The sequence below is a fragment of the Alcaligenes sp. CHO6 genome, from assembly GCF_037120595.1.
Taxonomy (GTDB): domain Bacteria; phylum Pseudomonadota; class Gammaproteobacteria; order Burkholderiales; family Burkholderiaceae_B; genus Alcaligenes; species Alcaligenes ammonioxydans.
This window is the reverse complement of sequence record NZ_JBANCI010000001.1, coordinates 44,454-70,033: the sequence shown is the minus strand read 5'-3', so window position 1 is coordinate 70,033 and position 25,580 is coordinate 44,454. Positions and strand designations below refer to the sequence as shown.

Below are 25,580 nucleotides of genomic sequence, written 5' to 3'. Positions count from 1 at the left end.
AAGAGCAGCAAATCCTTTTAAGCCTGCGAATTTCCATTCGGAAATAGAGACAGGTGGAATAACAAAACGATCTGTTCATTTCGAACGGATCGCAACCAACAGCAAGGAAGTTTGAAATGACTATCAAAAGCTACGAAACCGATGATGCTGTACGTAATATGCTGCAAAAGCTGTCTGTACTTTGGAAAAACCGGGCGGCGGTCAATCAGGAGCTGCCGGACTACAACAATTTGGCATTCGATCCGAACAAGGCCGATTTCAGCGAATGTCTGCTGCCTTTCCGTGAGCACCAGGCCTGGCTGGAAGCACCTGAGGAATTGAAATCGCAGTGTCTGTCTTACGCTTGGGGGATCTACAACCTCAAGACCATTTATGTGGAGTGCAACGTCGTCACTCCGTCCTGCGAAGACATCATCAAGACGCCGCCACCGAGCGCCAACCGCAATCTGCTGCAGGATGTGATGTCCCAGGCCTTGCTGGATGAAGCCCTGCACACCCGCATGTCCATCATGGCATGCAACTACATCTATTCCATGCGCGGTCTGCAACCTTTGGATTTCACCAACTTCAACCTGGTGCAATGGCGCAACGACATCCTGAGCCAGTGCAGTTCTGAATCCGAGCGTCGCCTGACCCGCTTTGCCATTGCCTGCGCGTCCGAAACCCTGATTACCGACTACCTCAAGACCATGGCTGAGGACAAGAGCATCCAGACTATCTGCCATGAAGTGACCCGCACGCACGCCATGGACGAGTGGAGCCACTCCAGCGTGTTCAGCTTTGTCGCCTCGGACATCATTCACGGTCTGAGCCAGAAAGAGCGTGAGCATATGCGTGCCGTTATCCTGCGCACCGTGGAAATGTTCGCCAACAACGAAATGGGCGCCTGGGAAAAAGTGTTCTCCATGGTGAACTTCCCCAATGCACGCGACATTTTGCACGACACCGGCGATTCCAACGAAATTGGCGTGTACACCGGTTCGGTTGAAAGCCTGATCGAGCGCATTGGCTTGAACAGCAAATCGGGGCAGGCACAGGCCCAAGACGAGCAACAGGAGGCGCTGCAATGACAGCCATGATTCAGGCGCGCTGCGAGACCGTTCGCCCCGAGGCCGGAAACGTCAAAGTGTTCACCTTGCGCGTGCAAAGTAAGCATTTCGATTTTCTGAGCGCCTTGCGGGCCGGCAAGCATGTCGCCCTGAGCTACCCCGATACCGGTGGCACGATTCAACAGCGTATGTATTCGATCACTCGCGTGGCCGATCCAGACCTGATTGAAATTGCTGTCAAAGGTTCGGGCCGCAATAGCGTCTCCGATCATTTGCACGCCACGTTGCGCGAGGGCATGAGCGTGCCCCTGCAGTATGTGGCAGGCGAGATTTCGGTAGATTCTATTGTCGGTTATGAGCGTATCGCCATGATCGCTGGCGGCATTGGCATTACCCTGCCCATTGCCTTGCTGCGTGAACTGGCGGCGCGAGCCCAGGACGGCTTGCCAGTACCACAAGTACATTTGCTGCTCAGTATTGCCCGTATTGCCGACATTCCCTTTTTGCATGAACTATTGCAACTGGATCTGACCAGCAGCTGGTTCACGCTGACGGTGTTTGTCACGCAGGAAAAAATCCGTGAAAGCGCTCATTTCAAGGTGGGACGCCCCTCCTTTGAAAATATGGAGCAACTAAAAGATCCGCAGGCCGTCGTCATTTGCGGCAGCCACGGCTTTGCTCAAGCCCTGCGCGAATACACCAAACAGGCACACCCCATCTCGCATATGTTGATCGAGGCGTTCTCCCCGCCGGCCAGCTCGGCCGCAGAGATCCAGCCTGCAGCTGGCAGCGCCCCCTTGCAGATCAATGTACGCAGTACCGGACAAACACTCTCGCCCGAACCGGGCAGCAGCCTGCTGGAAATGCTGGAAGCAGCCGATGTACCCATTCGCAGCCAATGTCGGTCGGGCATTTGCGGCGCGTGCCGGGTACAGATCTCGGAGGGCGAATACCGCTCTGAACCTGACTTTTGCCTGAGCGATCAGGACAAGGCGCAGGGCCATGCTCTGGCATGTTGCACCTTCCCGCTATCGGGTGCCATGAATGTAGACATCGGCACCACGAGCTGACATCCTTACCCTCTGGACTGAAAGAAAACCTTATGAAGAAAGTCATCGCACTGCGTCATATTCATTTTGAGGACTTGGGCACGCTGGAGCCTGTTCTGATCGAGCAGGGCTACCAAGTTCACTATATTGACCCTTCCGTCGAGTCTGTGCGTCACTTGGGAGCACAGGATGCGGACCTGCTGGTGGTATTGGGCGGGCCGATCGGCGCTTACGACGAAAAAATCTACCCCTTCCTGAGCGATGAGCTGGAACTGATCCACAAGTTCCTGCTGGCTGGCAAGCCCCTGCTGGGCATTTGCCTGGGCGCACAATTGATTGCGCGCGCGCTGGGCGCCAATGTCTACCCGCTAGGTGTCAAGGAAATCGGTTTCTCTCCTCTGAAACTGAGCGAGGCAGGCAAGGAGTCGCCTTTGGCCGCCATCAGTGGCATTCCCGTTTTGCACTGGCATGGGGATCAGTTCGACATTCCGGATGGCGCCGTTCATCTGGCCAGTACCGATGTAGGCCAGAACCAGGCCTTTTCCTTCGGCACTCAAGTCCTGGGCCTGCAATTTCACCTGGAAGCCGACACCAGCAAGCTGGAGCGCTGGCTGGTCGGTCATGCCAATGAGCTAGGACACGCTGACATCGATCCGCAAATGCTGCGCCTGGAGGCCATGGCAGTACAGAAACGCCTGCATGCCGCTGCCGCTACGGTTCTCAACAGCTGGCTCAGCCAACTCAAGCAAGCCGACAAAGCCGATTGTGCTGCATGAACAATGCGGTAACGTTTGTTGATCGGGAACGACATCCCTACCATGTGGATGTCGTTTCCATTCAGTCCCAAGTGGTTTACGGTCGGGTGGGCAACAATGTTGCCGGCCCGACCTTGCGCCGATACGGCTTTAAGGTGGCGACCGTTCCGACTGTGCTCCTGAGCAATAATCCCCAGTATCCAACCGTCCATGGCGGCGCCGTGCCCGACGAGTGGCTGGAAGGATTCTTGAACGACCTGGTGTTACGCGGTGCTCTGGACCAGGTGCGCGCGGTCCTGATCGGCTATCTGGGCAGTGCCCAACAGGCCGTCATCATTGCGCACTGGCTCCAAACCTTGCTGCGCCAACACCCGGATGTACTCGTCATCGTCGACCCTGTCATGGGCGACCTGGATGTAGGCGTCTATGTGGACCCGGCACTAATCGACAGCTACCACGACACCTTGCTGCCACTGGCCAATGGTCTGACCCCGAATAACTACGAACTGTCCCTGTTGGCCCAACAGCCCTGCGATACCGTTCAGGCCAGCTCCAGCGCCGCGCACAAACTGCTTAACGGTCGCACGGAGTGGGTCATTGCCACCAGTGCTGCTCCCCAATCCTGGCAGGATGGGCAGATCAAACTGTTAATGGCCCGCAAAGAGCCCCGCGCCGACACCTTGCTGGGTCACCCCCGCGTCGACTGCGCCGCCAAAGGCACCGGCGATCTGTTTGCCTCGACCTTGCTCGCCCATCTGATCCTGGGCGCAGACCTGCATTCGGCCGTGCATACAGCCAGCGCCAGTGTGCTGCATCAGCTGGAGTTGACCCGGCAGGCCGGACACCAGGAACTCATTTTGCCAATAGATCCTTTCCGACCCTGAGCAAATATTTCCTAATCTAACAAACCTTTCAAGCGGCAGTCGTTCTCGTTAAGCTGTGCCTTCTTAGTTACAAACGGAGCATGACATGGGGCTGCCTTTTAAAAGCACGCTACATCCACGGGTGTTCTGGGGATCGACCTTTATCGTCCTGATCTTCTTGCTGATCGGAATTATTTTCCCTAAAGACGCCGCACTTATTTTTGAACAGCTACAAAACTGGGTCATTAAAAGTTTCGGCTGGTTTTATATCCTGGCTGTGGCCCTGTTTTTCTTTGCCGTGGTCTACCTGGCCTTGAGCCGGTATGGCAATCTGAAATTGGGGCCGGATGATTCGGAACCCGACTACCCGTACCTGACCTGGATGGCCATGCTGTTTGCCGCAGGCATGGGCATTGGCCTGATGTTCTTTGCCGTGGCCGAGCCGCTGCAACACTTCTCGGCCCCACCCTCGGGCCTGGCCAGCACCGTCGAGGCGGCACATCAGGCACAGATCATCACCTTTTTTCACTGGGGCGTTCATGCCTGGGCCGTTTACGCGGTCGTGGGTTTATCCCTGGCCTATTTCTGCTTTCGCTATAACCTGCCCCTGACCATTCGCTCGGGACTCTATCCCTTGTTTGGCAAACGCATTGAGGGCTGGATTGGCGACAGCGTCGATATCTTTGCCGTCTGCGGCACCTTGTTCGGTATCGCAACGTCCATGGGCCTTGGGGTGCTGCAAATCAATGCTGGCCTGGAACATTTATTTGGCTGGCCGCAGGAAACCTGGCTGCAAATTGTTCTGATTGTGGTCGTTACCGCCTTGGCCACCCTGTCCGTTGTCAGTGGACTGGATGTAGGTATACGCCGGCTCTCTGAATTGAATCTGCTGGTTGCCGTTGCCCTGATGCTGTTTGTGCTCTTTGTGGGCCCGACGGCCTTTTTGATGAATGCTTTTGTACAGAATATCGGCGGTTATCTCGATAACTTTTTTGCGCGCTCATTCAGTACACAAGCATTCCGCGGGCAAAGCTGGATGAAGGCCTGGACCCTGTTTTACTGGGCCTGGTGGATTGCGTGGTCACCCTTTGTAGGCATGTTTATCGCCCGTATTTCCCGTGGTCGTACCGTCCGCGAATTCGTGCTGGGCGTATTGCTGGTGCCCACGGTGTTTACCTTCTTCTGGATGACCGTCTTTGGCAATACCGCCATCTTTCTGGACATGGGTGTGGCCGCTGGCCAGCTGGCCCAGGATGCTGCTGCAAATGCCTCAGTGGCCCTGTTCGAGTTTCTGGAATACCTACCCTGGTCCAATGTCACCTCGACCTTGGCAATTATTCTGGTAGCCATTTTCTTTGTGACCTCAGCCGACTCGGGCTCCCTGGTTATCGACACTCTGGCCGCCGGTGGGGTGGAAGATGCCCCCGTCTGGCAACGCATTTACTGGTGCGCCCTGGAAGGCACCGCCGCTTCCCTGCTCTTGCTGGCTGGTGGTCTGACCGCTTTGCAAACCGTGACTCTGGTCAGTGCCCTGCCTTTTGCCATCATCATGTTCCTGTTGATTTTGGGGCTGTTCAAAGGCATGAAGGCGGATATGTCCCGGCTACGTCGTCAAGGCCCACTGTCCGGCCCGGCGCCTGGCTCGGAGGTGTCCTGGCGACGGCGCCTTTCCACCATCCTGCACACGCCTAATCAGCGCGACGCCCGTCGTTTTCTGGCTGACACTGTCATTCCCGCCTTGCAGGCTGTGGCAGAGGAACTGGGCAAGCGAAACCTGAATGTCAACCTGGAAACCGGCGAAGCAGACACGGCCCAGTTGACGATTCAGGCCGATAACCAGCGCAACTTCGTCTATGGGGTGGAACTGCGTGCGCGCCGCGTCGCCAGTTTCACCGCGGCGGCCGCCCGTAACGAGCAGACCCGCCCTCAGGAATGGCAGGTGCGCACGGTGTTTGCCGATGGCAGTCGGGGTTACGACCTGATGGGGCTGTCTTCCAGCCAGGTCATCAACGATATCCTGAACCACTTCGAGCGCTACCAGGCCCTGGTTACCTCGGAGGCAACGGCGCTTTACGCGCAGTCGCCCGACCCGAGCTAAGACGCTACGCCGGTCTCCAGCTTTCTTTCCAGAATCTGGGGACCGGGCCCTTGCTGGCCCAAAATGTCAGCCGGATTGCGCAACGGGCATTCATTCATCGACAGGCACCCACAGCCAATGCAATGCATCAGCTCATCTCGCAGACGCGTCAACTGTTCAATACGCTCATTCAAACTGTCTTTCCAGCGGCGCGACATGGCTTGCCATTGCTGTGCGTTGGGCTTGCTGCCCGCCGGCAAGCCACGCAAGGCATCGCGGATTTCGTCCAGCGGAATGCCGGTGCGCTGGGCGACTTTGATAATCGCAATATAGCGCAGCACCACTGAATCAAAGCGGCGCTGGTTTCCACTGTTGCGCGTGCTGGCAATCAAGCCTTTAGACTCGTAAAAATGCACGGTGGAGACAGGCACGCCGCTGCGTCTGGCCACTTCCCCCACCGTCAGGGTACGGCTGGGATCGACTGTTTTTTCCATTTCGGCCCCTTGACCTCAAGTTAACTTGAGGTTTTATAGTCCAGGTCCCTCGTTAAGGCAAGCCATGTCGGCTGCCTTTTTGTCGTCACAGGAACCTACCATGCTTTCCCTTTTCTGGACCCTGTTTGCCAGACCGTTAGTCTGCATGCGGCCCGGCATGTCTACGCTAAGCGCGCTCATTGCCATCGTGTTCTCCCCGCCCTGCAAACCGCTTGTGCGCGCCACCTCTTTCAAACCCGAGGACTGGGCACAACGGGACCAACGATCCGGACGGACGCATCCACCCAGACAGCCGCTGTGGCGGGAGCACCAGGCAGGAGGGCAAAGCGCATGAGTTCACGTCGCATCGGAATCATGATTGTCGTTCTAACCAGCCTGGGGGTATTGAGCTGGCGGCTGCTCCCAGCCACGGAACAAACCCAGTCTACCGGGGGCTACCCGCCTGCCGTCGTCGAACTGTCCAGCGTGCAATCCCAGATCCCCCCTCGTCTTTTACATGCAGTCGGTACGCTGGAAGCCTGGCAACAAGTGTTGCTCAGTGCACAGACCAGCGGGCGCATCCGCAAGATTGAATTCGCCTCAGGACAAGCGGTTCAGACAGGTCAGCCCTTGCTCCTGCTCGATGATGAGCTCGAACAGGCCGGTGTGCATCGTGAGCAGGCAAAGGTCAAACAGACCGCGATCCAGCTCATGCGAGTGCGCAAGCTGAAAGAGCAGCAGGCGGCCACCCAGGAACAACTGGACCAGGCGCAGGCAGATCATGCGATGGCACAGGCACAGTTGCAGTACCAACAAGCCGCTTTGGGTTTGAAGCAGGTCAATGCTCCGTTTTCGGGCCAGATAGGCATTACCCACTTGCATCAGGGCCATTATCTGCAACCTGGCCAGCCTATCGCCAGCCTGGTCGACGATAGCCACTTGCGAATCAACCTGACGGTTCCGGAACACAGCCTGCCTGACTTGAGCGTCGGCCAACAACTGCAGGTGCAGCTTGATGCCTGGCCGGGCGAACACTTCCAGGCGCAAATCAGCGCCATCGACCCGCTGATCGGCGACTCGCGCACGGTGCGCTTGCAAGCACTGCTGCCCAATCCAGAGCGGCGCCTCAAGGCAGGGATGTATGCCCGAGTACAACTGAAGCGCCCTGCGCCGTCTTCCGTGCTGACCGTGCCTGAAACAGCGCTGACCTATACGGCCTACGGTCAGACCGTTTTTGTCGCCTCCCCGGCCAGCCAAGGCTTGTGGCAAGTCAAACGTGTGGCAGTGCAAACTGGCGAGCAATGGGATGAGCGCGTCGAGATCACGGATGGTCTGAAAGAAGGTGATCGGGTGGTGAGCGCCGGACAGATCAAGATCCAGGACGGCTCCACGGTACAAACTGCCCAGCGCAAGGAGCCTGTATGAATACCGCTTCCCGTCCCGGTTTTACCGATTTGTTCGTGCGGCGCCCGGTCCTGGCCCTGGTGGTCAGCGCTTTGCTGTTGATGGTGGGTCTGTTCTCCCTGAACAAGCTGCCGATCCGGCAGTATCCCCTGCTGGAGAACTCCACCATCACGATTACCACCGAATACCCTGGCGCCTCTGCGCAGCTGATGCAAGGCTTTATCACGCAACCAATTGCCCAGGCCCTGGCCTCGGTCGAAGGGGTCGATTATCTGTCCTCCAGCTCCGTGCAAAGCCGCAGTGTCGTGAGCTTGCGCATGGCACTGAATCGCGATTCCACCCAAGCTCTCACAGAGGTCATGAGCAAAGTCAGCCAGGTACGTTATCGCTTGCCCGAAGGGGCGTATGACCCGGTTATCGAGCGCTCCTCCGGCGACTCCACCGCCGTCGCATATGTGGGCTTTTCCACAACCTCACTCTCCATCCCGGAACTGAACGATTATCTGTCTCGCGTGGTGGAACCCATGTTCTCCACCATTGACGGGGTGGCCAAAATTCAGACCTTTGGTGGTCAGAAACTGGCCATGCGCCTGTGGCTGGACTCGGACCGCATGGCTGGCTATGGCCTGACGGCGGCCGATATTGCCCAGGCCGTGCGTGCCAACAACTATCAGGCCGCCCCCGGCATGGTCAAAGGTCAACATGTGCTCAGCACCATCCAGCTCAACTCCGACCTGACCAGCGTGGCCGAATTTCAGGACCTGATCGTGCGTGAGGACGGCACCTCCTTGGTGCGACTGCGCGATGTGGGCACGGTGGAGCTGGGCGCGGCGACAAGCGAAACCAGCGCCCTGATGGATGGCCTGCCGGCGGTTCACCTGGGTTTGTTCCCGACGCCCGGCGGCAACCCCCTGCGCATTGTGGACGGCATTCGAGAGCGTCTGCCTGCCATTGAAGCCACCTTGCCGCCGGGCGTGGAAGTGGCCCTGGCGTTTGAAACAGCACGCTTTATTCAGGCCTCTATTGATGAGGTACTCAAAACCCTGACGGAAGCCATGCTGATCGTGGTGTTGGTGATTTACCTGTGCCTGGGCTCCTTGCGAAGCGTGCTGATTCCGCTGGCCACCATTCCTCTGTCCATGTTGGGGGCCGCTGCTCTGATGCTGGCGTTTGGCTTTAGCCTCAACCTGCTGACCTTGCTGGCCATGGTACTGGCTATTGGCCTTGTGGTGGACGATGCCATTGTGGTGGTGGAAAACGTACACCGACATATTGCGGCGGGACGCTCGCCCGTAGTGGCCGCCCTACTGGGCGCGCGTGAAGTTGCGGGCCCGGTCATTGCCATGACCCTGACGCTGGCCGCCGTCTATGCCCCGATTGGCCTGATGGGCGGATTGACTGGCGCACTTTTCAAAGAGTTCGCCCTGACCCTGGCGGGCGCAGTGCTGGTGTCCGGGGTAGTGGCCTTGACCCTGTCCCCGGTCATGAGCTCTTTACTGCTACCCGCGCAACAAGAGGAAGGCCGCATGGCCCATCTGGCCGCACGATTTTTCAACGCCCTATCGGTCCGGTATGGCCGTTTATTAGCGTATTCCTTACGTCACCGCTGGCTTAGCGTGACCGTCGCCCTGGTGATCTTCATCAGCCTGCCGGTGCTCTATCAAATGACGCACAGCGAACTGGCGCCGGTTGAGGATCAGGCCAGCGTGCTCACCGCTGTCAAAGCCCCCCAGAACGCCAACCTGGCTTATGCCCAGCGCGATGGTAAACAGCTGGATGACATTTATCGTGACATCGCCGAAACCGAGAGCACGTGGCTGATTATGGGAACAGACGGCCCAGCCGCCAGCTTTGGCGGAATCAACCTGAAAGACTGGGGCGCACGCGAACGCAATGCCAACGAGGTTCAGGAAGAACTGCAAGCTCGCGTCAGCCAGATTGCAGGCAGCAGTATCTTCGCGTTCCAGCTCGCCCCCCTGCCCGGTTCCAGCGGCGGTCTGCCGGTGCAGCTGGTATTGCGCAGTCCCGGCGACTACCGCACGGTGTACGACACGATGGAATGGGTGAAGCAGCAAGCCCGTGACAGTGGCCTGTTCGTCGTGGTCGATAGCGACCTGGACTATAACAAGCCGGTTGCCCGTCTCGAAATCGATCGTAGCAAGGCGGCCAGCATGGGCATCAGCCTGCGTGACATTGCCGACTCGCTGGCCGTACTGGTCGGCGAAAACTACCTAAATCGCTTCTCGCTGGATGGCCGCTCGTACGACGTCATTCCGCAAAGCCAGCGTGAACTGCGCCTGACGGCTCAAGCCCTGACACGCCAGTTTGTACGCAGTGCCAATGGCGAGCTGGTGCCCTTGTCGACCATGGTTCAAATCCAAAGCGAAGTGGAACCGAACAGCCTGCGCCAGTTCAACCAGCAAAACTCGGCCACACTGCAGGCCATTCCAGCCCCTGGCGTCACCCTGGGGCAGGCAGTCGCGTACCTGGACGACCTTGCACGCCAACTACCCGCCGGCTTTACGCATGACTGGCAATCGGAATCACGCCAATTCACCCAGGAAAGCCAATCGTTGGCCTGGGCCTTTCTGGCCGCGCTACTTGTGATTTATCTGGTGCTGGCCGCGCAGTACGAAAGCCTGTTGGACCCCATCCTCATTCTGGTGACAGTGCCCTTGTCCCTGTGCGGGGCCCTGCTGCCTTTGGCCCTGGGATTGGGCACGCTCAATATCTATACGCAGATCGGTCTGCTCACACTAGTGGGGCTGATCAGCAAGCACGGCATTCTGATGGTGGAGTTTGCCAATGAGCTGCAATCCCGAAAAGGGCTGACCAAACCCGATGCCATTTTGCAGGCGGCCCGCATTCGCTTGCGCCCTGTGCTGATGACGACCGCAGCCATGGTCTTTGGCTTGATACCCCTGCTCTTTGCCTCCGGGGCGGGGGCGAACAGCCGCTTTAGTCTGGGTGTGGTACTGGTCTCAGGCATGTTGATCGGCACCGTATTTACCCTGTTTATTTTGCCTACCTTATATACCTTGCTGGCGCGCAATCACGCTCATCAGGCCGACACTCCTCGGGCACGTGAGCTGGCCCAGGCGCTACGCTCTTGCACCGGAGAACAGGCATCATGACGCGCCTCACTTTACGCCAGTCGCTTGCCCCTTTGACGCGTGCTCTACAGTGGATGATCCCCTGCCTGATGCTCAGTGCTTGCGCCGTGGGGCTGGACTCCTCCATTCCCGCCACCCCTCAGCTGGACGCCCCCACCTGGAGCGGCCAGTTTGCCAATCCCGCCAGCCAGGACAAGAACTGGTGGACGCTGTTGCAGGACCCGCAACTGGATGCCCTGATCGCCCAGGCCCTGGATCACAATCTGGATATTGCCCAGGCGCAGGCTCGCTGGCGAGCCTCCCGCGCCCTGATCGATGAACGTCAGCACGACCGTCTGCCGGCCGTCACGGCTCACGCTAACTATCACCGTAGCGGTTCGCAGTTTGCTGCACCAGACGGGTCGATTGATCATGGCGTTCAGGAAAATTGGCGACTGGGCATGCAGACCTCCTGGGAGATTGACGTTTTCGGCCGCCTGGAACAATTGGCCCGTTCTGCCCAGGCTCGCAGCCAAGCCAGCGCGGCGCAGTTGGACCTGACGCGCCAGGCCATTGCGGCTGAGCTGGCCCGCCAGTATGTGCAGGCCCAAGGTTTGCAACGACGGCTGGCGCTGGCCGAGGACGATGTACGCAGCTGGGAACAGACCATCAGGCTGGTAGAAGCTGGCGTGTCACTGGGCCGGGAGTTGCCCGAGAATCTGGACAATGCCCAGGCCAGTCTGGAGCGTGCAAACGCCGTGGTGCCCCAACTGCGCAGCGAGCTCGAACGAGCCCGTTTGCGCATGCAGGTGCTAAGCGGTGGAAAAGCTCAGGCTCTTGATGCGCCGCTGCCCAGTGCGCAAGCCCCGTTGGCCGCCGCCCTGCCGTTGGGGGATGTGAATGCGCTGCTGTTTAACCGGCCTGACGTACGGGCCGCCCGACAGGAGATTCTGGCCAGCTCGCACGACGTGGCCGCAGCAACAGCAGAGCTGTATCCACGTCTGGATCTGGCAGGCTTTATCGGGTTTTTCGCTCTGCGGGGCAGTGATCTGGGTCATGCCGCCCGGGCCTTTGATGTCTCGCCCGCCCTGCAATGGCCTGCCTTGCGTCTGGGCCATGCCAAAGCTCGTTTGCGCGGCATGCGCGCTCTTGCAGACGAGTCCCGTCTGCACTATCAACAAGTCCTGCTGCAGGCTCAGGAAGAAATTCAGGGGGCTTTGCACCATCTGACTCAACACCAGAAAAGCCTGCTTGGTCTGACCCGCGCCGCGCGTCATCTGGAACAAGCACACGCCCGTGCCGTAACACGCTACGAGATCGGCGCGGGAGCCTATCAGGATGTGCTGGAAAATCAGCGCGACTTGAACCAGACCCGACAGGAGCTGGCGCTGGCAGAAACCGGGTCTTATCTGAACGTGATTGCCTTGTATCAGGCGCTAGGCTGGGGCGTCGCGACCTCACCGATAAGGGAGTAGTGGCAGACCGGATCGGTCCAGGAGCGGTCTGTCTCAAGGACAGACCGCCCTTTGTCTGTGTGCAGTGCGTCTGCCTGGGGAAACTCGTCCTGCTGCGCACGGCTGTTTTGCATCAGCCGATTCGGGCGCTTGCCGCTCACACACCACACAAGGGCAGGTAAAACAACACCCGCAAACAGGGCTGCGCTTGTCCCACTCCTTGAGGCTTCCCGCCCCCCTGAACAACCTTAGGCAAGGACACCGGACAGGAAGAAGCAGAAGGAAAACATCCGCCTAGCTCCCCCGCCAGGGCGCTCCCTGCTGTCCCAGAGAAAGCACTTCACTGGCATTTACAATGGCAATCGAAATATCTTCAATCGTGCTGCGCTTGTTCATCGCCTGCTCGCGGATCAAATCGTAGGCCTGATCCTCGGACACCTGATGAGTTCGCATCAGGATTGTCTTGGCCTGCGCTACATGCCGCTGCCCCATCAGCTTGGTCTGCAGTTTGCTGATCAGGCGACGCTGCTGGCGCAGTTCCTTGTGGTATTTTCGGGCCAGCACCACCGTGGAGAGTAAGCCGAAGGACCGGATCGGCGAAGGCAGAATGGCCTGAATATTCAGATCCAGCACGGCAGAGACAATCGTGGGGTTTTCGTAATTGACCACCGCGATAATGGTGGGCGCATCCTGCTCGCACACCCAGTCAAGACGCAGATGCAGCAGATCGGGCTGCACGGCCAGAAAGACCAGATCCGTTCCGCAGGGCAGATTTTGCGTCGGTGGCCAGATTGTCTGGACGGAACACCCCATGCGCTGCAGTTGTTGGGTCAGCAATCGGCCGTCACTGTCGTCCGGATGCATGACCACCATTGTCAGCTGCCGCAGTTCCTTGAGCTGCGGCGAGGTGGCATGCGGAAAACGATTTCGTGCTCGCAAGGGCTTGTTTGCCGGCTCATCACCGTAGGAAGAGGAGTTGGCCACGCTTTATGTCTCCAAAGTATCCAGCTTGGCAGTCCAGTCACCCAAGGAGTGGGTGACCAGATAGGGGTCGGGCGAGACGGGACGGGTTGCCTGACGCACAATCGTAAAATTGCCCTCGGCGTTGATGCGCCCGATTCGTGGATAGAGCCAGGTGTGATGATTGGAGGGATCGATTTTGATCCGCCCCTGCGGGGCATCCAGCTCACTGCCCAGCAGATAGGGCAGCAAGTCCCCAATGGCATCACTGGCCGATTGTCGATAGGCATTGGCGAACAAATGCATCTGTGAATAGGCGGCCTCCCAACACAGATTAGGGTGACAATCCGCCCCAAAACGCTTGCGCAAACTGGCCAGGCAGCGTGCATTGACCTCGGACTCGATGGATTGGAAATACGGCGCCGCCGTGAAGTGTCCACAGGCAATGTGCGCCCCCATCTGGGCAACTTCGGCCTCGGAGGTCGTCAGGCTGGCAATGGGCATGGTCTGCGGGTTAAAGCCGGCATGGGCATAGGCGCGGTACAGATTGGCCGTGGAGTCCCCCACTACGGTGGAGAAAATAAAGTCCGGCTGCTTCTGCCGTATATCATCCATAATCAGGCTGTAATCGCTCTCGCTAGCATCCAGGGGCAGATAGTGTTCGCCCAGCACCTTGCTATCGGGATGCTGCATGACCAGCTCGCGCATGATCCGATTGGACTCGTAAGGGTAGATATAATCCGAGCCGATCATATAGACCCGCGCGCCAAAATTGCTGGTCATGAAATGCGCCAGCTGGACACTATTCTGATTGGGTGCGGCCCCCGTATAGATGACATTGCCCGAAAACTCAAAACCCTCATACAAGGTGGGATAGAACAGCAGCTTGTTCCACTTTTCCACAATCGGGATGACAGCTTTGCGGCTGCTGGACATGTAGCAACCGAAAATCACGTTGACACGATCCTGCACGATCAGCCGCTCGGCCTGCTGTGCGTAGCACGCTGGCCGGGAGGCCGGATCGTAGCAAACGGCCACCAGTTCGCGTCCCAGCAAGCCGCCAGCTTCGTTGATCTCCTCTATCGCCAGTTTGGTCCCCTGCCATTGCGACTGACCAATTGTCGAGGTCATGCCGGTTGCCGAATAAAGAACGCCGACGCGTACGGGGTCGTTGTGAGCCAAAGTCCATCTCCTGTCTAGCATGGTAGGGCAGCAGGTCTACAAACCTGCCGGTGAACACTACGAGCGAGCATCAGGTTACTCCAAAAAAACAGCATGCCTGCGGCCTCTCCTCCCGGCCGGTCTGCCCAGCCGCACTACCAGGCATCCATCAACATCAGGGTACCGGGCAACCAGCAGGTCAGTACCCCGATCAGGACGGTGTACAGGGGCAAGATGCGCAAGGACCGGCCCAGCCCCAAGGACAGAAAGAACAAAAACCACAGGCTGGACCACAAAAGCCACAAAGTGACCAGGCGTGGATCACTGGCAGTCCAGGCAAAGGCCAGAGCGCTGATGGCCACAAACAGGCAATACCAGCCAAAACCCACGCCCTTCAAGCCATACCACTGCACGACGGCCAGATACAGATAAGTGAAAGCAAACAGCAGTCCACCGGCAACGGCAAAATAATCTGCCATGTGCTCGCCGCGCTGCAATCCCAGCAAATTGATGAACAGCGCCAGCAAGCCCACCAGCAAATTGAAGGGGGCCAGGTCCCGACTTTCAATACGCCCGGTCAACCCCACGCCATTCACCATCAGCACGGCCCCAATAAAGAAAAGCGCAACACCCAACATGGCATAAGCCTCCAAAACAAGGTGACGATTCCGGCCTGGCTGGCGTCAGACCGTGCTGACGCTGCGTGAGCTCTGTGTCTCGCGATGACATACTGCCGCGAAGCAGGGCCTCAATTAGTTTGCGACCTAACTACAAAGTCGGATCTATTTGAGGCAAACGAAAAGGCCCAGACGGATTCAAGCATTGAACCAGTCTGGGCCTTTTTGCCCAACACCCACGCTGGCATCATTGGCAGCGGATGTCGTCTCTATTCGAACATATAGCAGCGATCTGAAATCGCGATCGAAGCAATTCTTACATAGCCTGCACCATCGTCTGTACTAGCGATTACCCTAGCGGCTGATTATGTGTGGCCTAACACTACGCTGTGTCAGTGCGCTTAATCCTTTTAACGATTTGTTTGCGCTCATCCCTGAGCAGAACACCGTGACCCTGTGCCGACGATTCCGGGCGATTTATGCCGCCCCTGGCTATTTCAGAAATGACGGACTGTCAGCCGATGGGGCAGGTTTCAGAGCCTTGACTCGCTCTCGAGCACACGAAGGAAATAATCCACAATCGCATGGGCCCGCCTGTCCTTGCGCATGGCTAGCGATAAGGGAATCGTAAATCGGCGTTGCTGCGGGTCCACGGCAATCATCTGCTCTTTTTCCACCCAGCGCGCGGCGACGTGCTCAGGCAAGAAACCAATGTATTGCCCCGTCAGAATCAAAAAAGCAATTCCTTCCCGATCACTGGCCGTGGCGACACAGTTCAAATCCTGGTGCTGTCCAATCGCCTCCGGGCTCATCCGGTAGGCAGGCGCAATCGCTGCCGCCCGACACAGGGACTGTGCAGAGACCTCCCCCTGTTGTGCTTGCTCAAACAGCGGGTGCTCCCAGGAACAGTACAGAAAATAGGGCTCATCATAAAGCCTGCGGTATTCCAACCCACTGAGCGCATTGGTTTCGGGCAGGACCCCCATGTGCAAACGGCCTTCCAGCAAACCGCGCTCGATCTCTCCCGGCGTACTCATGCTGATGTGTACACGTACCGCCTCACTGTTCTGACGCAAGGTGCGCAAGGCCGAAGTGATGTGCATATGTGGCTGGGAAATCAGACTGTTCATCAAGCCTATGTTCAAATCCCCCCGCAAGCTGGAATGCAGCTGATTGACCTCGCTACGGAAATTTTCTACTGCCGCCATCAGCGTTTCACTGGCCTGCAACACCTGTCGTCCCTCTTCGGTCAAGGCAAAACCTGCCCTGCCACGCTGGCACAGCCGCATGCCACCCAGACGTTTTTCCAGATCACTCATATGCAAGCTGATGGCCGAGCGTGTAATCCCCAACACGCCCTCCGCCGCCGAAAAGCTGCCCACCTGCGCCACCGTTCTGAACACACGCAACAGGCGCAAATCAAAATCGGAAACCTGCAAGAGTCCTTTCAGTTGCATATAAGTGAGTAAAACAATAAGTGAAGTTAAATAAAAACGTATTTTACTCAACAACTTAGCCACCTACACTGGGGGTATTCACCGCCTTGAGGAGACCGCTATGAACTCACCCTACTTTGCGCCACAGCAGATTGCCAGTGAACTCAATCTCCAGTCCCACTGGATGCCCTTTACGGCGAACCGGCACTTCCAGCAAGACCCGCGCCTGGTCGTCAAGGCGGAAGGAAACTGGCTCTACGATCAGGAAGGCCGCCAGATTTTTGACAGTCTGTCCGGGCTTTGGACTTGTGGTGCCGGACACGCTCGCCATGAAATCCAGGCAGCCGTACATCGTCAACTCGGGCAACTGGACTACTCTCCCGCCTTTCAGTTTGGACACCCCGCCGCATTTCAACTGGCCGACAAGCTGACCCAGCACACCCCCGACGGTCTGGATCATGTTTTCTTCACGAACTCCGGTTCGGAATGTACCGATACCGTCGTCAAGATGGTGCGGGCCTACTGGCGTATCAAAGGCCAGGCCAGCAAAACCCGTCTGATTGGCCGTGCTCGTGGCTACCACGGCGTGAACGTGGCCGGCACCAGCCTGGGCGGCATAGGCGGTAACCGCAAAATGTTCGGCCAGTTGATGGATGCCGACCACCTGCCCCACGTACTGCAGGCAGACTGCGCCTTCACGCGCGGCCAGCCCGAAACAGGGGGCCCTGCCCTGGCCGACGAACTGTTGAAACTGATCGAACTGCACGACGCCAGCACCATCGCTGCCGTGTTTGTCGAACCCGTTTCGGGCTCGGCAGGCGTGCTGGTGCCACCTGCCGGCTACCTGCAGCGCCTGCGCCAGATTTGCGATCAACACAACATCCTGCTCGTCTTTGATGAAGTCATCACCGGCCTGGGCCGCCTGGGCACCTACACCGGGGCCGAATACTTTGGTGTCACCCCCGACATCATGACCATGGCCAAGCAGTTGACCAACGGCGCCATCCCCATGGGCGCAGTCGTTGCCAGCCAAGAAATCTACCAAACCTTCATGGGCCAGGACTTGCCCCTGCACGCCGTGGAATTCAGCCACGGTCACACCTATTCTGCCCACCCCGTCGCCTGCGCCGCCGGACTGGCTGCCCTGCAGTTGCTGGAACAAGACAATCTGCTGCAACGCTCCGCCGAACTGGCACCGCATTTTGAGCAGGCACTGCATCAACTGCGCGATAGCCCGAATGTGATCGACATTCGCAACTGCGGCCTGGCAGGCGCCATCCAGCTGGCCCCCCGTAACGGCGACCCAGCCATCCGCCCCTTTGAAGCGGGCCTGCAACTGTGGAAACAGGGCTTTTACGTACGCTTTGGTGGCGACACACTGCAGTTTGGTCCCACCTTCACCAGTACACCTGCTCAGCTTGATTCACTCTTTGATGCCGTCGGTGGCGTCTTGAAGCAACTGGCCTAAGCACAAAAAGGGCGGCCTGCCCTGGGCCGCCCCAAACCACGCCCAGTCGTAGCAACTGGAAACCTTAACTTTCTTCCCAAGCAGCCCCCACAGCCTGCTCCAAACCCCACAAACGCGCCATAATACGAGCTTTGCTCCACAAGAAACGTTCAGTGCCATGAGTTCACCCATCCCGCCCCCCTTGGCTCAGGCCCCGATCGGCCTGTTTGACTCGGGCGTGGGCGGCCTGTCCATCTGGCGGGCCCTGCGTCAATCCTTGCCCCAGGAAAATCTGCTGTATCTGGCCGACTCACAATGCGCCCCTTACGGTGACCGCTCCCCGGCATGGATCATTGAGCGCACCCAGCGCATGGCACAACTGCTGGTTGACCACGGCTGCAAAGCACTGGTCATCGCCTGCAACACGGCTACCCTGGTCGCCGCCCCGACCCTGCGCGCCACGCTGAACCTTCCCATCATCGCCATCGAACCGGCCATCAAACCCGCTGCCGCACTGAGCCGCAGCCGTAGCGTTGCCCTGATGGCTACCAGTCGCACCCTGGACAGCAAAGGCCTGCAAAGCCTGATCGACCGCTACGCCAGCGACATTGAAATTATCCGCATTCCCTGCCCCGGACTGGCTGACCGCGTTGAAGCCCTGCAACTGAGCGGCCCGCAAATCGAGGCGGAACTACGCGAGCGCCTGGCCCCCGCCCTGCAAAGCCGGGCCGATACACTCGTGCTGGGTTGCACCCACTACCCCTTCCTGCGCCCCACTATCGACGCCATCAGTGGTTCGCGCTTCCATATCCTGGAACCTTCCTTCGCCGTTGCCGCTCAAGTCCATCGGCGCCTGCAACAAGCCAACTGCCTGAACCCTCAAACACTGGCGGGCACCAGCGCTTTCATCAGCAGCGCCCCCATGGACCAAGCCCAAAAAGTCATCCAAGCACTGACAGGGCTGGCCGAACCCACCATGCTGGCGTTCCCGACGCAACCGCTACACGCGCTGTAAAACCGGCTGCACTCCATCTCCCGATGCATCCAATCAAGAGCAGCCTGAATTGGCTGCTCGACCCGAGTGAGCACCACCTTCTGCCGCCCAACTACAGCTTCACTCATTCATCGTCTACGCCCCACTCCGCGTCCACACCGCCGCCGTGCCTTTAAACCAGCCATCGGCCCAAGCAAAGATTCCAGACATTATTCCTTAGGCCCTTGAGCACTGTTCCAGGTGCATGCACAGGAGGCACAGGCACGTTCGGGCTGCGCCCCGATTGTCACTTTGCCAAGGGTGCCGACGCGCGGCGTCGGCAAGGGGACCGCTGCGCCCCATCCGGCCATCCAACAACAACGTTGAGCCTAAAGCACAAAAACTCGCTCAAAACTCACGCGCCTTCTTCCCCTGTAACAAACCATCCATCAAACCGCCACATCCCCGCCGAGCCGCGGCCCGTCACCACTCCCCGCCCTTCCTATCTGCCCTGAACAAGCCCACCGCATAAAACACAATCCAATCATCGGCGGATTTGCTGATCCGTTCACAGCGCAGTCATACGCCCTTCCTACACTGCCCGCAGTCCTGATCCGATGCCGACTGGGCAGCCCACCCCCACGCACAGTCCGGCCTCTCTTTTTACCTCCTCTTCTTGAGTGGCTGTATGACCTTCACCTCACGTCCCCAAAAATCTCCTACCGTGCAACGCCTGCAACAGGCGGGGCTCTCCCTGTCACTGGCACTGCTCCTGACGGCTTGCGGTAGCGGCTCCGGCACCAATGATGGTGCAGCAAACCCCGATGTCAATCCCGAGCCCCCCACTGTAGAGCCGGGCGATAAACCCCAGGCATTGGGTGGTAAAAAAGCCCTGATTGTCACTATCGACGGTCTGAGCTACGACGCACTGCAGCAAGCACGCCAAGCGGGTCAGCATCCTGCGCTGAAAAACCTGACTATTGCCCCGGCGCAAACCGGCGGCTATACCGGCACCCCCAGCGAACAACGTACCCTGCCCCTGCCGGGCTGGGCCTCCCTGATCACGGGCGTCTGGGCCGATCAACACGGCCTGCGTGGCGTCGGCCAGGAACCGGTACAACTCAAGAGCCCCACTCTGGTTGCGCTGGCCTCCGAGCCAACACCGGCCGCCCTGGCCGTAAGCACAGCAGACTACCGCACGCTGTGGGGGCCGGACCTGCAAGAAGGCCGGATTATTGAAGCCGCCAACTGTACCGACTCGGACAGTTGCGTCAGTGAGCAGACCCAGAAATACCTGCAAGAGGGCAAATCCCTGATTCTGGCCCAGATCCAGGCGCCGGCTCGTGCGGCCTCACAAACCGGATTGGGCAGCCCCCAATATCAGGAAGCGGTTCAAGAGTCGCTGGCTTCCCTGGACAAGCTGCTGGCCCTGATTGAGAAGCGCAAGCAGGCTGATGCGTCCGAAGACTGGTTGCTGATCCTGACGAGCAGCTACGGCATGGACGAGTTCGGCAGCGCCACCGGCTCGCAGTTCAACCGCAACAAAACCAGCTTTATCGCCACCAACAAGACCCTGGCGTCCTTGCCTGCCATCGATGGCCAGGTCACCAGCAGCACCGACATGAACACGCTGGCCGCCGTGATCGATATCGCTCCCACTGTTCTGTCCCATCTGGGCGTACAGGGTGAGCAATACGCCTTTCGCGGTTCGCCTTTGCAAGCCCAGACCCGTATCCGCAACCTGAGCTTCAACAAGCCAGCCGATAAAAACATGGTGGACCTCAACTGGGTTCTGGACGGCGATGCCTCGCAGGAAATCCAGATCATGCGTGATGGCAAACTGATTGCCACCCTGCCCGCAGGCTCGACCCAGTACTCCGACCCGCTACCTGTCTCGGAGAACGCCCAAGTCTACTCGCTGAGCTACTCGGTCAAAACGGGTCAGGCTGCCTCCACCTTGCAAGCTGAAGCAGGCTATCAGCCTCCTCCAAAACTGGCCGATACCCTGAGAGACGGCCTGCGCAGCTATTACACCTTCAGTGCTCAGCCTTTTACCGACAGCAAGGGCGGCAGCAGCCTGCAACCAGCCAGCCCGGGCGTTCCAGCCGGCGAACTGCTGGCAGCCGACTTCCTGGACCCTACCCAGCCCCAAGGTGGCTTGCGTCTGCTCGGCAGCAAGGCCGATGCCAATGGCAACCGGGGCTATCGCCTGGCCTTGAGCCGCGAACTGTTGGGAACCGGTGGTGCACAAAAACTGACGATCGGCTTCTGGTTCCGCACCCCGGACAACTGTCACGGCTATGGCGCCTCCATCATGGCCAACAAAAACTACGACTCGGGCAACAACCCCGGCTTTGCGCTCGGCCTGTTTAACGCCAACGGTTGCGACATCCGCTTTAACACCGGTTATGGCGGTGGTCGCAATGAAAGTCAGGGCTACAACATCACCCCTGACCAGTGGGCCTATGTGGCCGTGGTGATCGACAAATCCAAGGGAATCATGCGTGGACATGTCTTCGACACTAAAAAAGGTGCGCAGTTTGGATCGGTCGCCCTGGAAGCCCGCACCATCGCCGCGCTGGGCGGAACCGGCACCAGCGAGCTGGGGCTGAACGAAGACGTCACCGGCCAGTACTACAAACGCTGGGGCCGCAGCGACATCAATATGGACTTTGGCGAACTGGCCATCTGGGACCGCGATTTGAGCACGGACGAGCTGACCAGTATTTATGAATCGCGCAAGCCCCTGTCCAGCCTCCAACCCTGATTGCACAACCAAGGATTTTTCATGACCCCAACACACCCTTCCATCACCGTTGAGCGCCTTAAACGCGCATCCGTCCTGCTGATGCTCTGCGGCCTGCTGGCTGCTTGCGGTGGCGGCAGCGACACGGACAGTTCGGGTGGCTCCGGCTCGACAGAAGAGCCGACAGAGCCGGGCAAACCCACTCCCGAACCCGCAGCACAACTCAAATGCGCCCCTTAATTGTTGACGAGATCACGAACAATGACTTCACGCCGTACCTTCCTACGTAACGTCACTGGCGCCGGCCTGGCTGCCGGATCACTGGCTGCCTTTCCCCCCAGCATTCGCAAGGCCTTGGCCATTCCTGCCAACAACAAGACAGGCACCATCAAGGACGTGGAACACATTGTGGTTCTGATGCAGGAGAACCGCTCCTTTGACCACTACTTTGGCACCCTGAAAGGGGTACGCGGGTTTGGTGACCGATTCACCATTCCCCTGCCCAATGGCCGCAATGTCTGGCAGCAAAACGTCAGCTCGAACGAAACCGTCCTGCCCTATCACCTGGATGCCACCAAAGGCAATGCCCAGCGCGTGAACGGTACGCCCCACTCCTGGTCAGACGGTCAGGCCGCCTGGGACCACGGTCGCATGGATTTCTGGCCCAAGCACAAGAACCGTCACTCCATGGGCTATTACCGCGAAGCCGAGGTGCCGTTCCAGTTCGCAATGGCCAACGCCTTCACCATCTGTGACGCCTATCATTGCTCCATGCACACCGGCACGAACTCCAACCGCATGTTCTTGTGGACGGGTACCAACGGTCCGACCGGCTCGGGCGAATGTACCGTCAACAACGCCTGGGACAGCCTGCGGCCCTCAAGCGTTGGCGGCTACACCTGGAAAACCTACCCTGAGCGTCTGGAAGAAGCCGGAATCAGTTGGAAGGTCTACCAGAACCTGCCCGACAACTTCACCGACAACTCGCTGGCGGGCTTTTTGCAATACCGCATTGCCAACGAGCAATCGGGCAAACCCACCAACACTCCTTACGAACCTTCGGACGATATTGGCAACCCGCTGTACAAGGGCATTGCCAACACCATGCCCGACGGAGGCTTTCTGGAGCAAATCCGCAAGGATGTCGAAGCTGGCACGCTGCCGCAGATTTCCTGGGTCGTGGCCCCAGCCAACTACTCTGAGCACCCCGGCCCATCAAGCCCGGTACAAGGTGCCTGGTACACCCAGGAGCTGCTCGATGCCCTGACGGCCAACCCCGAGGTCTGGAGCAAGACCGTTCTGTTCGTCAACTTCGACGAAAACGATGGTTTCTTTGACCACGTCCCCTCGCCCTCGGCCCCTTCGATTGACCCGGTCACCGGCAAACCGGCCGGCAAGACGACCCTGAGCAAGGAAGAGCTGGCTTTCGAGTACTACAACTACCCCAGCCCTCAGGGTCTGGCCGGCCAGCCCCCGCAAGACGGCAAGGTCTTTGGCCCCGGTGTACGGGTTCCCATGTATGTCATCTCCCCCTGGAGCCGTGGCGGCTGGGTGAACTCGCAGGTGTTTGACCACACCTCTGTCATCCGTTTCATGGAAGAGCGCTTTGGCGTGATGGAACCGAACATCAGCCCCTACCGCCGCGCGGTGTGTGGCGATCTGACCTCGGCCTTTAACTTCGCCAGCCCGAACGATGAGCCACTGCCCACCTTGAATGGCCGACGCAGCCGTCAGGATGCCGATGCCATTCGCAGTGCCCAGGAGCGTCTGGCTCAGGTACCCCAGCCCGTGGACAACCAGCGTATTCCCGTCCAGCAAACGGGTGTGCGTCCATCCCGCGCCCTGCCTTATGAACTGCACGTCAGTGCCCGCTGCGATAGCGAGAAAGGCGTTCAGCTGCTGTTTTCCAACACCGGCAAAGCGGCCGCTGTATTCCACGTTTATGACAAGCTCAACCTGGATCGCATCCCACGCCGCTACATGGTCGAACCCGGCCAGATGCTCGATGATGTCTGGGACGCGCAGGCAAACAACCTGGGACACTACGATCTGTGGGTACTGGGTCCGAACGGCTTTCACCGCCACTTCCGTGGTGATGTCAGCGTGCTGGGCCAGGCCGAGGCCGCCCGCCCCGAGATCCGTGTCTGCTACGAAATCACCAAAGGCGATATCTATCTGGAAATGATGAACGGTGGCCAGTCCGCCTGCACCTTCACCATCCAGTCCATGGCCTATCGTGAAGACGGTCCATGGGAAGTCACGGTGGAACCCGGCCAGCAGTCCAAACAATCCTGGGCCTTGAAATCCAGTGGTCATTGGTACGACTTCGTGGTTCGCAGCAACAGCGACCCCAGCTACTACCGCCGCTTCGCAGGCCGGGTGGAGTTTGGCGCGCACGGCGTCAGCGATCCAGCCCTGGGGATTCCCGCCTACCTGTAAGACTTCAAGGCGCTGAATCTATCGTTCTATTGTCTGACTAAGTGTGTGTGCGCACCACGCACACTTTTTACCCCGATGCCAAATACAGGCATCGGGGTCTTTTTTTACGCATCCGTAGTAGCAACGACAGGTACCCACGCATGGGGCTGCCATCAGTGAGCTATGCCTGGCAAACGGGCACACCGCCTCAAGGAATGTGAAGTCTCTGTACCTGACCCGCATAGACAAGCGGGCAATGCAAAAGCCAAGCACAGGCTACGGGCTGAACACGCCGCGCCCTACTGACTGCCCCCAGGCGATGGGGCAGGCCCAGCACGGCATGCTGCATCAGGATAAACCGCTCTGCGCCTTTCGCCTTGCATGTGTATTGCCACACCCGCTTACTGCACCAACTGATTCATCTCAATAATGGGCAACATGACGGCCAGCACGATCAGCAGTACCAGGCCGCCCATCAGCAAGATCATCAACGGCTCCAGCAAGGCAGTCATGGTCAGGGCCTTGCGCTCCAGCTCGGTCGACAAAGTCCTTGCCGCCCGGTCCAGCATGGGAGCCAGTTCACCGGTTTTTTCTCCACTGGCAATCAATTGCACCAGTAAGGGCGGAAACAGGCCACTGCGTTGCAATGCGCTCGCCAAAGGCAGACCCTCACGCACATGGACCGCTGCCTGATTGACGGCGTCACGCAAGGCCAGATTGGACACCGTGCGTCCGGCAGCTTCCAGAGCAGTCAGCAAGGCCACATTACTGCCAGCCAAAATCGCCAGCGTGGCAGCAAAACGAGCAGTGTCCACCCCCAGCAAATAGCTGCCCAGAATCGGCGCCCCTAACAAGCGTCGGTGAAAGGCCTGCTTCAAGGCCGGTTGTCGCAATAGAAACGCCACCAGGGCGCCCCCTAGCAACAACACAAGAAACAGAACCCCTCCCCATTCACGCAGCAAATCGCTGGCGCTGATCATTACACGGGTCAGCAAAGGCAACTGCTGCTTGGCCTGAGTAAACGCGCCCACCACTTGCGGGACCACATAGCTGAGCAAGAACACCACCATCGCCACGGAGATCAGGCTGACGATGGCGGGATAAATAAAGGCCGTCAAGACCTTGCCTCGCAGGGCACCGCTCTCTTCGATAAAACTGGCCAAGCGGTCCAGCACCTGCTCCAGCTCTCCGGACTGCTCGCCCGCCCGCACCAGTGCCCGATAAATTTCCGGGAAGTCGCGCGGGTGACTGGCCAAGGCATCACTCAGGCTATGACCGGCACGGATATCCGCACGCAGGGCTGCCAGCAGCTGGACCATCGGACGTCGGGTGGACTGCTCGATCACCACGCCCAGACTGGCTTCCAGAGACAGCCCAGCCGCCACCAGACTGGCCAGTTGACGGGTCAACCAGGCCAGCTCGGTACGGCGCAAGCCTGCACTACGGGCGCGAGCGGCGGCACGACTTCGTCCCGCTTTCAGGGAAACAGTCAACAGACCACGGGTCAACAACTGCTGGCGTGCCAGACGCTCACTGTCGGCTTCCACGACGCCCCGCTCGCTGCGCCCGGTCTGATCCACCGCCTCATAGTGATAGGTACCCATCT

At 58.8% G+C, this 25,580-nt stretch carries 19 protein-coding genes; 13 read left to right on the top strand and 6 right to left on the bottom strand.

The genetic code is table 11. From position 1 onward, the window contains the following. Positions 1–116: 116 nt before the first annotated feature. From V6936_RS00335 to V6936_RS00315, 5 genes are all read left to right on the top strand, one after another. Positions 117–1,070, top strand: a complete 954-nt coding sequence (locus V6936_RS00335) for an AurF N-oxygenase family protein (protein ID WP_003803202.1) — start codon at positions 117–119, stop codon at positions 1,068–1,070. Beyond that, on the top strand, positions 1,067–2,119 hold the full coding sequence (locus V6936_RS00330; protein WP_003803200.1) for a 2Fe-2S iron-sulfur cluster-binding protein: 1,053 nt from the start codon (positions 1,067–1,069) through the stop codon (positions 2,117–2,119). The genes V6936_RS00335 and V6936_RS00330 overlap by 4 nt, the downstream gene beginning before the upstream one ends. A gap of 32 nt (positions 2,120–2,151) precedes the next feature. Beyond that, positions 2,152–2,874: a glutamine amidotransferase gene (locus V6936_RS00325; protein WP_003803198.1), complete on the top strand. Its 723-nt coding sequence runs from the start codon at positions 2,152–2,154 to the stop codon at positions 2,872–2,874. Then, the gene (gene pdxK, locus V6936_RS00320) at positions 2,871–3,737 is read left to right on the top strand and encodes a pyridoxine/pyridoxal/pyridoxamine kinase (RefSeq protein WP_003803196.1); all 867 of its coding nucleotides are present in this window, start codon (positions 2,871–2,873) and stop codon (positions 3,735–3,737) included. The genes V6936_RS00325 and pdxK overlap by 4 nt, the downstream gene beginning before the upstream one ends. Positions 3,738–3,822: 85 nt before the next feature. Then, entirely contained in the window at positions 3,823–5,814 is a 1,992-nt protein-coding gene (locus V6936_RS00315; RefSeq protein WP_003803194.1) for a BCCT family transporter, read from the top strand. Here the strand turns inward: V6936_RS00315 and soxR are convergent. Beyond that, positions 5,811–6,287, bottom strand: coding sequence for a redox-sensitive transcriptional activator SoxR (gene soxR / locus V6936_RS00310; protein ID WP_003803192.1), 477 nt, complete (start codon positions 6,285–6,287; stop codon positions 5,811–5,813). The two genes, V6936_RS00315 and soxR, sit on opposite strands and share 4 nt — an antisense overlap. 330 nt (positions 6,288–6,617) lie before the next feature. On the opposite strand from soxR, the gene V6936_RS00305 reads away from it, so the two are divergent. The 3 genes from V6936_RS00305 to V6936_RS00295 are packed head-to-tail and all read left to right on the top strand — an operon-like array spanning position 6,618 to position 12,237. Further along, positions 6,618–7,691: an efflux RND transporter periplasmic adaptor subunit gene (locus V6936_RS00305; protein ID WP_336579229.1), complete on the top strand. Its 1,074-nt coding sequence runs from the start codon at positions 6,618–6,620 to the stop codon at positions 7,689–7,691. Further along, positions 7,688–10,804, top strand: a complete 3,117-nt coding sequence (locus V6936_RS00300) for a MexW/MexI family multidrug efflux RND transporter permease subunit (protein WP_336579228.1) — start codon at positions 7,688–7,690, stop codon at positions 10,802–10,804. The genes V6936_RS00305 and V6936_RS00300 overlap by 4 nt, the downstream gene beginning before the upstream one ends. Next, positions 10,801–12,237: a TolC family protein gene (locus V6936_RS00295; RefSeq protein WP_336579227.1), complete on the top strand. Its 1,437-nt coding sequence runs from the start codon at positions 10,801–10,803 to the stop codon at positions 12,235–12,237. Before V6936_RS00300 ends, V6936_RS00295 begins: the two co-directional genes overlap by 4 nt. Positions 12,238–12,510: 273 nt before the next feature. On the opposite strand, the gene V6936_RS00290 is transcribed toward V6936_RS00295, so the two are convergent. From V6936_RS00290 to V6936_RS00275, 4 genes are all read right to left on the bottom strand, one after another. Continuing rightward, positions 12,511–13,200 (bottom strand): ANTAR domain-containing response regulator, encoded by a 690-nt coding sequence (locus V6936_RS00290; protein WP_003803183.1) that lies wholly within the window; start codon positions 13,198–13,200, stop codon positions 12,511–12,513. 3 nt (positions 13,201–13,203) lie between these two features. After that, positions 13,204–14,358: a transporter substrate-binding domain-containing protein gene (locus V6936_RS00285; protein WP_235587707.1), complete on the bottom strand. Its 1,155-nt coding sequence runs from the start codon at positions 14,356–14,358 to the stop codon at positions 13,204–13,206. A gap of 134 nt (positions 14,359–14,492) precedes the next feature. Further along, positions 14,493–14,975, bottom strand: coding sequence for an AmiS/UreI family transporter (locus V6936_RS00280; RefSeq protein WP_003803176.1), 483 nt, complete (start codon positions 14,973–14,975; stop codon positions 14,493–14,495). Positions 14,976–15,487: 512 nt separating this feature from the next. Continuing rightward, positions 15,488–16,393: a LysR family transcriptional regulator gene (locus tag V6936_RS00275; RefSeq protein ID WP_235587706.1), complete on the bottom strand. Its 906-nt coding sequence runs from the start codon at positions 16,391–16,393 to the stop codon at positions 15,488–15,490. A 118-nt stretch (positions 16,394–16,511) separates the two neighbouring features. Here V6936_RS00275 and V6936_RS00270 point away from each other — a divergent pair, with 118 nt between their 5' ends. From V6936_RS00270 to V6936_RS00250, 5 genes are all read left to right on the top strand, one after another. Next, the gene (locus tag V6936_RS00270; protein ID WP_003803174.1) at positions 16,512–17,858 is read left to right on the top strand and encodes an aspartate aminotransferase family protein; all 1,347 of its coding nucleotides are present in this window, start codon (positions 16,512–16,514) and stop codon (positions 17,856–17,858) included. Positions 17,859–18,015: 157 nt separating this feature from the next. Further along, positions 18,016–18,852 (top strand): glutamate racemase, encoded by an 837-nt coding sequence (gene murI / locus V6936_RS00265; RefSeq protein ID WP_003803172.1) that lies wholly within the window; start codon positions 18,016–18,018, stop codon positions 18,850–18,852. Positions 18,853–19,498: 646 nt separating this feature from the next. Further along, the gene (locus V6936_RS00260) at positions 19,499–21,577 is read left to right on the top strand and encodes a LamG-like jellyroll fold domain-containing protein (protein WP_003803169.1); all 2,079 of its coding nucleotides are present in this window, start codon (positions 19,499–19,501) and stop codon (positions 21,575–21,577) included. Between the two features lie 21 nt (positions 21,578–21,598). Further along, entirely contained in the window at positions 21,599–21,796 is a 198-nt protein-coding gene (locus V6936_RS00255; protein ID WP_100214876.1) for a hypothetical protein, read from the top strand. A gap of 21 nt (positions 21,797–21,817) precedes the next feature. After that, positions 21,818–23,995 (top strand): phosphocholine-specific phospholipase C, encoded by a 2,178-nt coding sequence (locus tag V6936_RS00250; RefSeq protein ID WP_219235039.1) that lies wholly within the window; start codon positions 21,818–21,820, stop codon positions 23,993–23,995. Between the two features lie 380 nt (positions 23,996–24,375). On the opposite strand, the gene gspF is transcribed toward V6936_RS00250, so the two are convergent. Continuing rightward, positions 24,376–25,578 (bottom strand): type II secretion system inner membrane protein GspF, encoded by a 1,203-nt coding sequence (gspF, locus tag V6936_RS00245; protein ID WP_003803166.1) that lies wholly within the window; start codon positions 25,576–25,578, stop codon positions 24,376–24,378. Positions 25,579–25,580 lie beyond the last annotated feature (2 nt).

Bases quoted from the DNA above. Each gene is read 5' to 3' on its own strand.
- V6936_RS00335 (WP_003803202.1), top strand. From the start codon at position 117: ATGACTATCAAAAGCTACGAAACCGATGATGCTGTACGTAATATGCTG.
- V6936_RS00330 (WP_003803200.1), top strand. From the start codon at position 1,067: ATGACAGCCATGATTCAGGCGCGCTGCGAGACCGTTCGCCCCGAGGCC.
- V6936_RS00325 (WP_003803198.1), top strand. From the start codon at position 2,152: ATGAAGAAAGTCATCGCACTGCGTCATATTCATTTTGAGGACTTGGGC.
- pdxK (WP_003803196.1), top strand. From the start codon at position 2,871: ATGAACAATGCGGTAACGTTTGTTGATCGGGAACGACATCCCTACCAT.
- V6936_RS00315 (WP_003803194.1), top strand. From the start codon at position 3,823: ATGGGGCTGCCTTTTAAAAGCACGCTACATCCACGGGTGTTCTGGGGA.
- soxR (WP_003803192.1), bottom strand. From the start codon at position 6,287: ATGGAAAAAACAGTCGATCCCAGCCGTACCCTGACGGTGGGGGAAGTG.
- V6936_RS00305 (WP_336579229.1), top strand. From the start codon at position 6,618: ATGAGTTCACGTCGCATCGGAATCATGATTGTCGTTCTAACCAGCCTG.
- V6936_RS00300 (WP_336579228.1), top strand. From the start codon at position 7,688: ATGAATACCGCTTCCCGTCCCGGTTTTACCGATTTGTTCGTGCGGCGC.
- V6936_RS00295 (WP_336579227.1), top strand. From the start codon at position 10,801: ATGACGCGCCTCACTTTACGCCAGTCGCTTGCCCCTTTGACGCGTGCT.
- V6936_RS00280 (WP_003803176.1), bottom strand. From the start codon at position 14,975: ATGTTGGGTGTTGCGCTTTTCTTTATTGGGGCCGTGCTGATGGTGAAT.
- V6936_RS00270 (WP_003803174.1), top strand. From the start codon at position 16,512: ATGAACTCACCCTACTTTGCGCCACAGCAGATTGCCAGTGAACTCAAT.
- murI (WP_003803172.1), top strand. From the start codon at position 18,016: ATGAGTTCACCCATCCCGCCCCCCTTGGCTCAGGCCCCGATCGGCCTG.
- V6936_RS00260 (WP_003803169.1), top strand. From the start codon at position 19,499: ATGACCTTCACCTCACGTCCCCAAAAATCTCCTACCGTGCAACGCCTG.
- V6936_RS00255 (WP_100214876.1), top strand. From the start codon at position 21,599: ATGACCCCAACACACCCTTCCATCACCGTTGAGCGCCTTAAACGCGCA.
- V6936_RS00250 (WP_219235039.1), top strand. From the start codon at position 21,818: ATGACTTCACGCCGTACCTTCCTACGTAACGTCACTGGCGCCGGCCTG.
- gspF (WP_003803166.1), bottom strand. From the start codon at position 25,578: ATGGGTACCTATCACTATGAGGCGGTGGATCAGACCGGGCGCAGCGAG.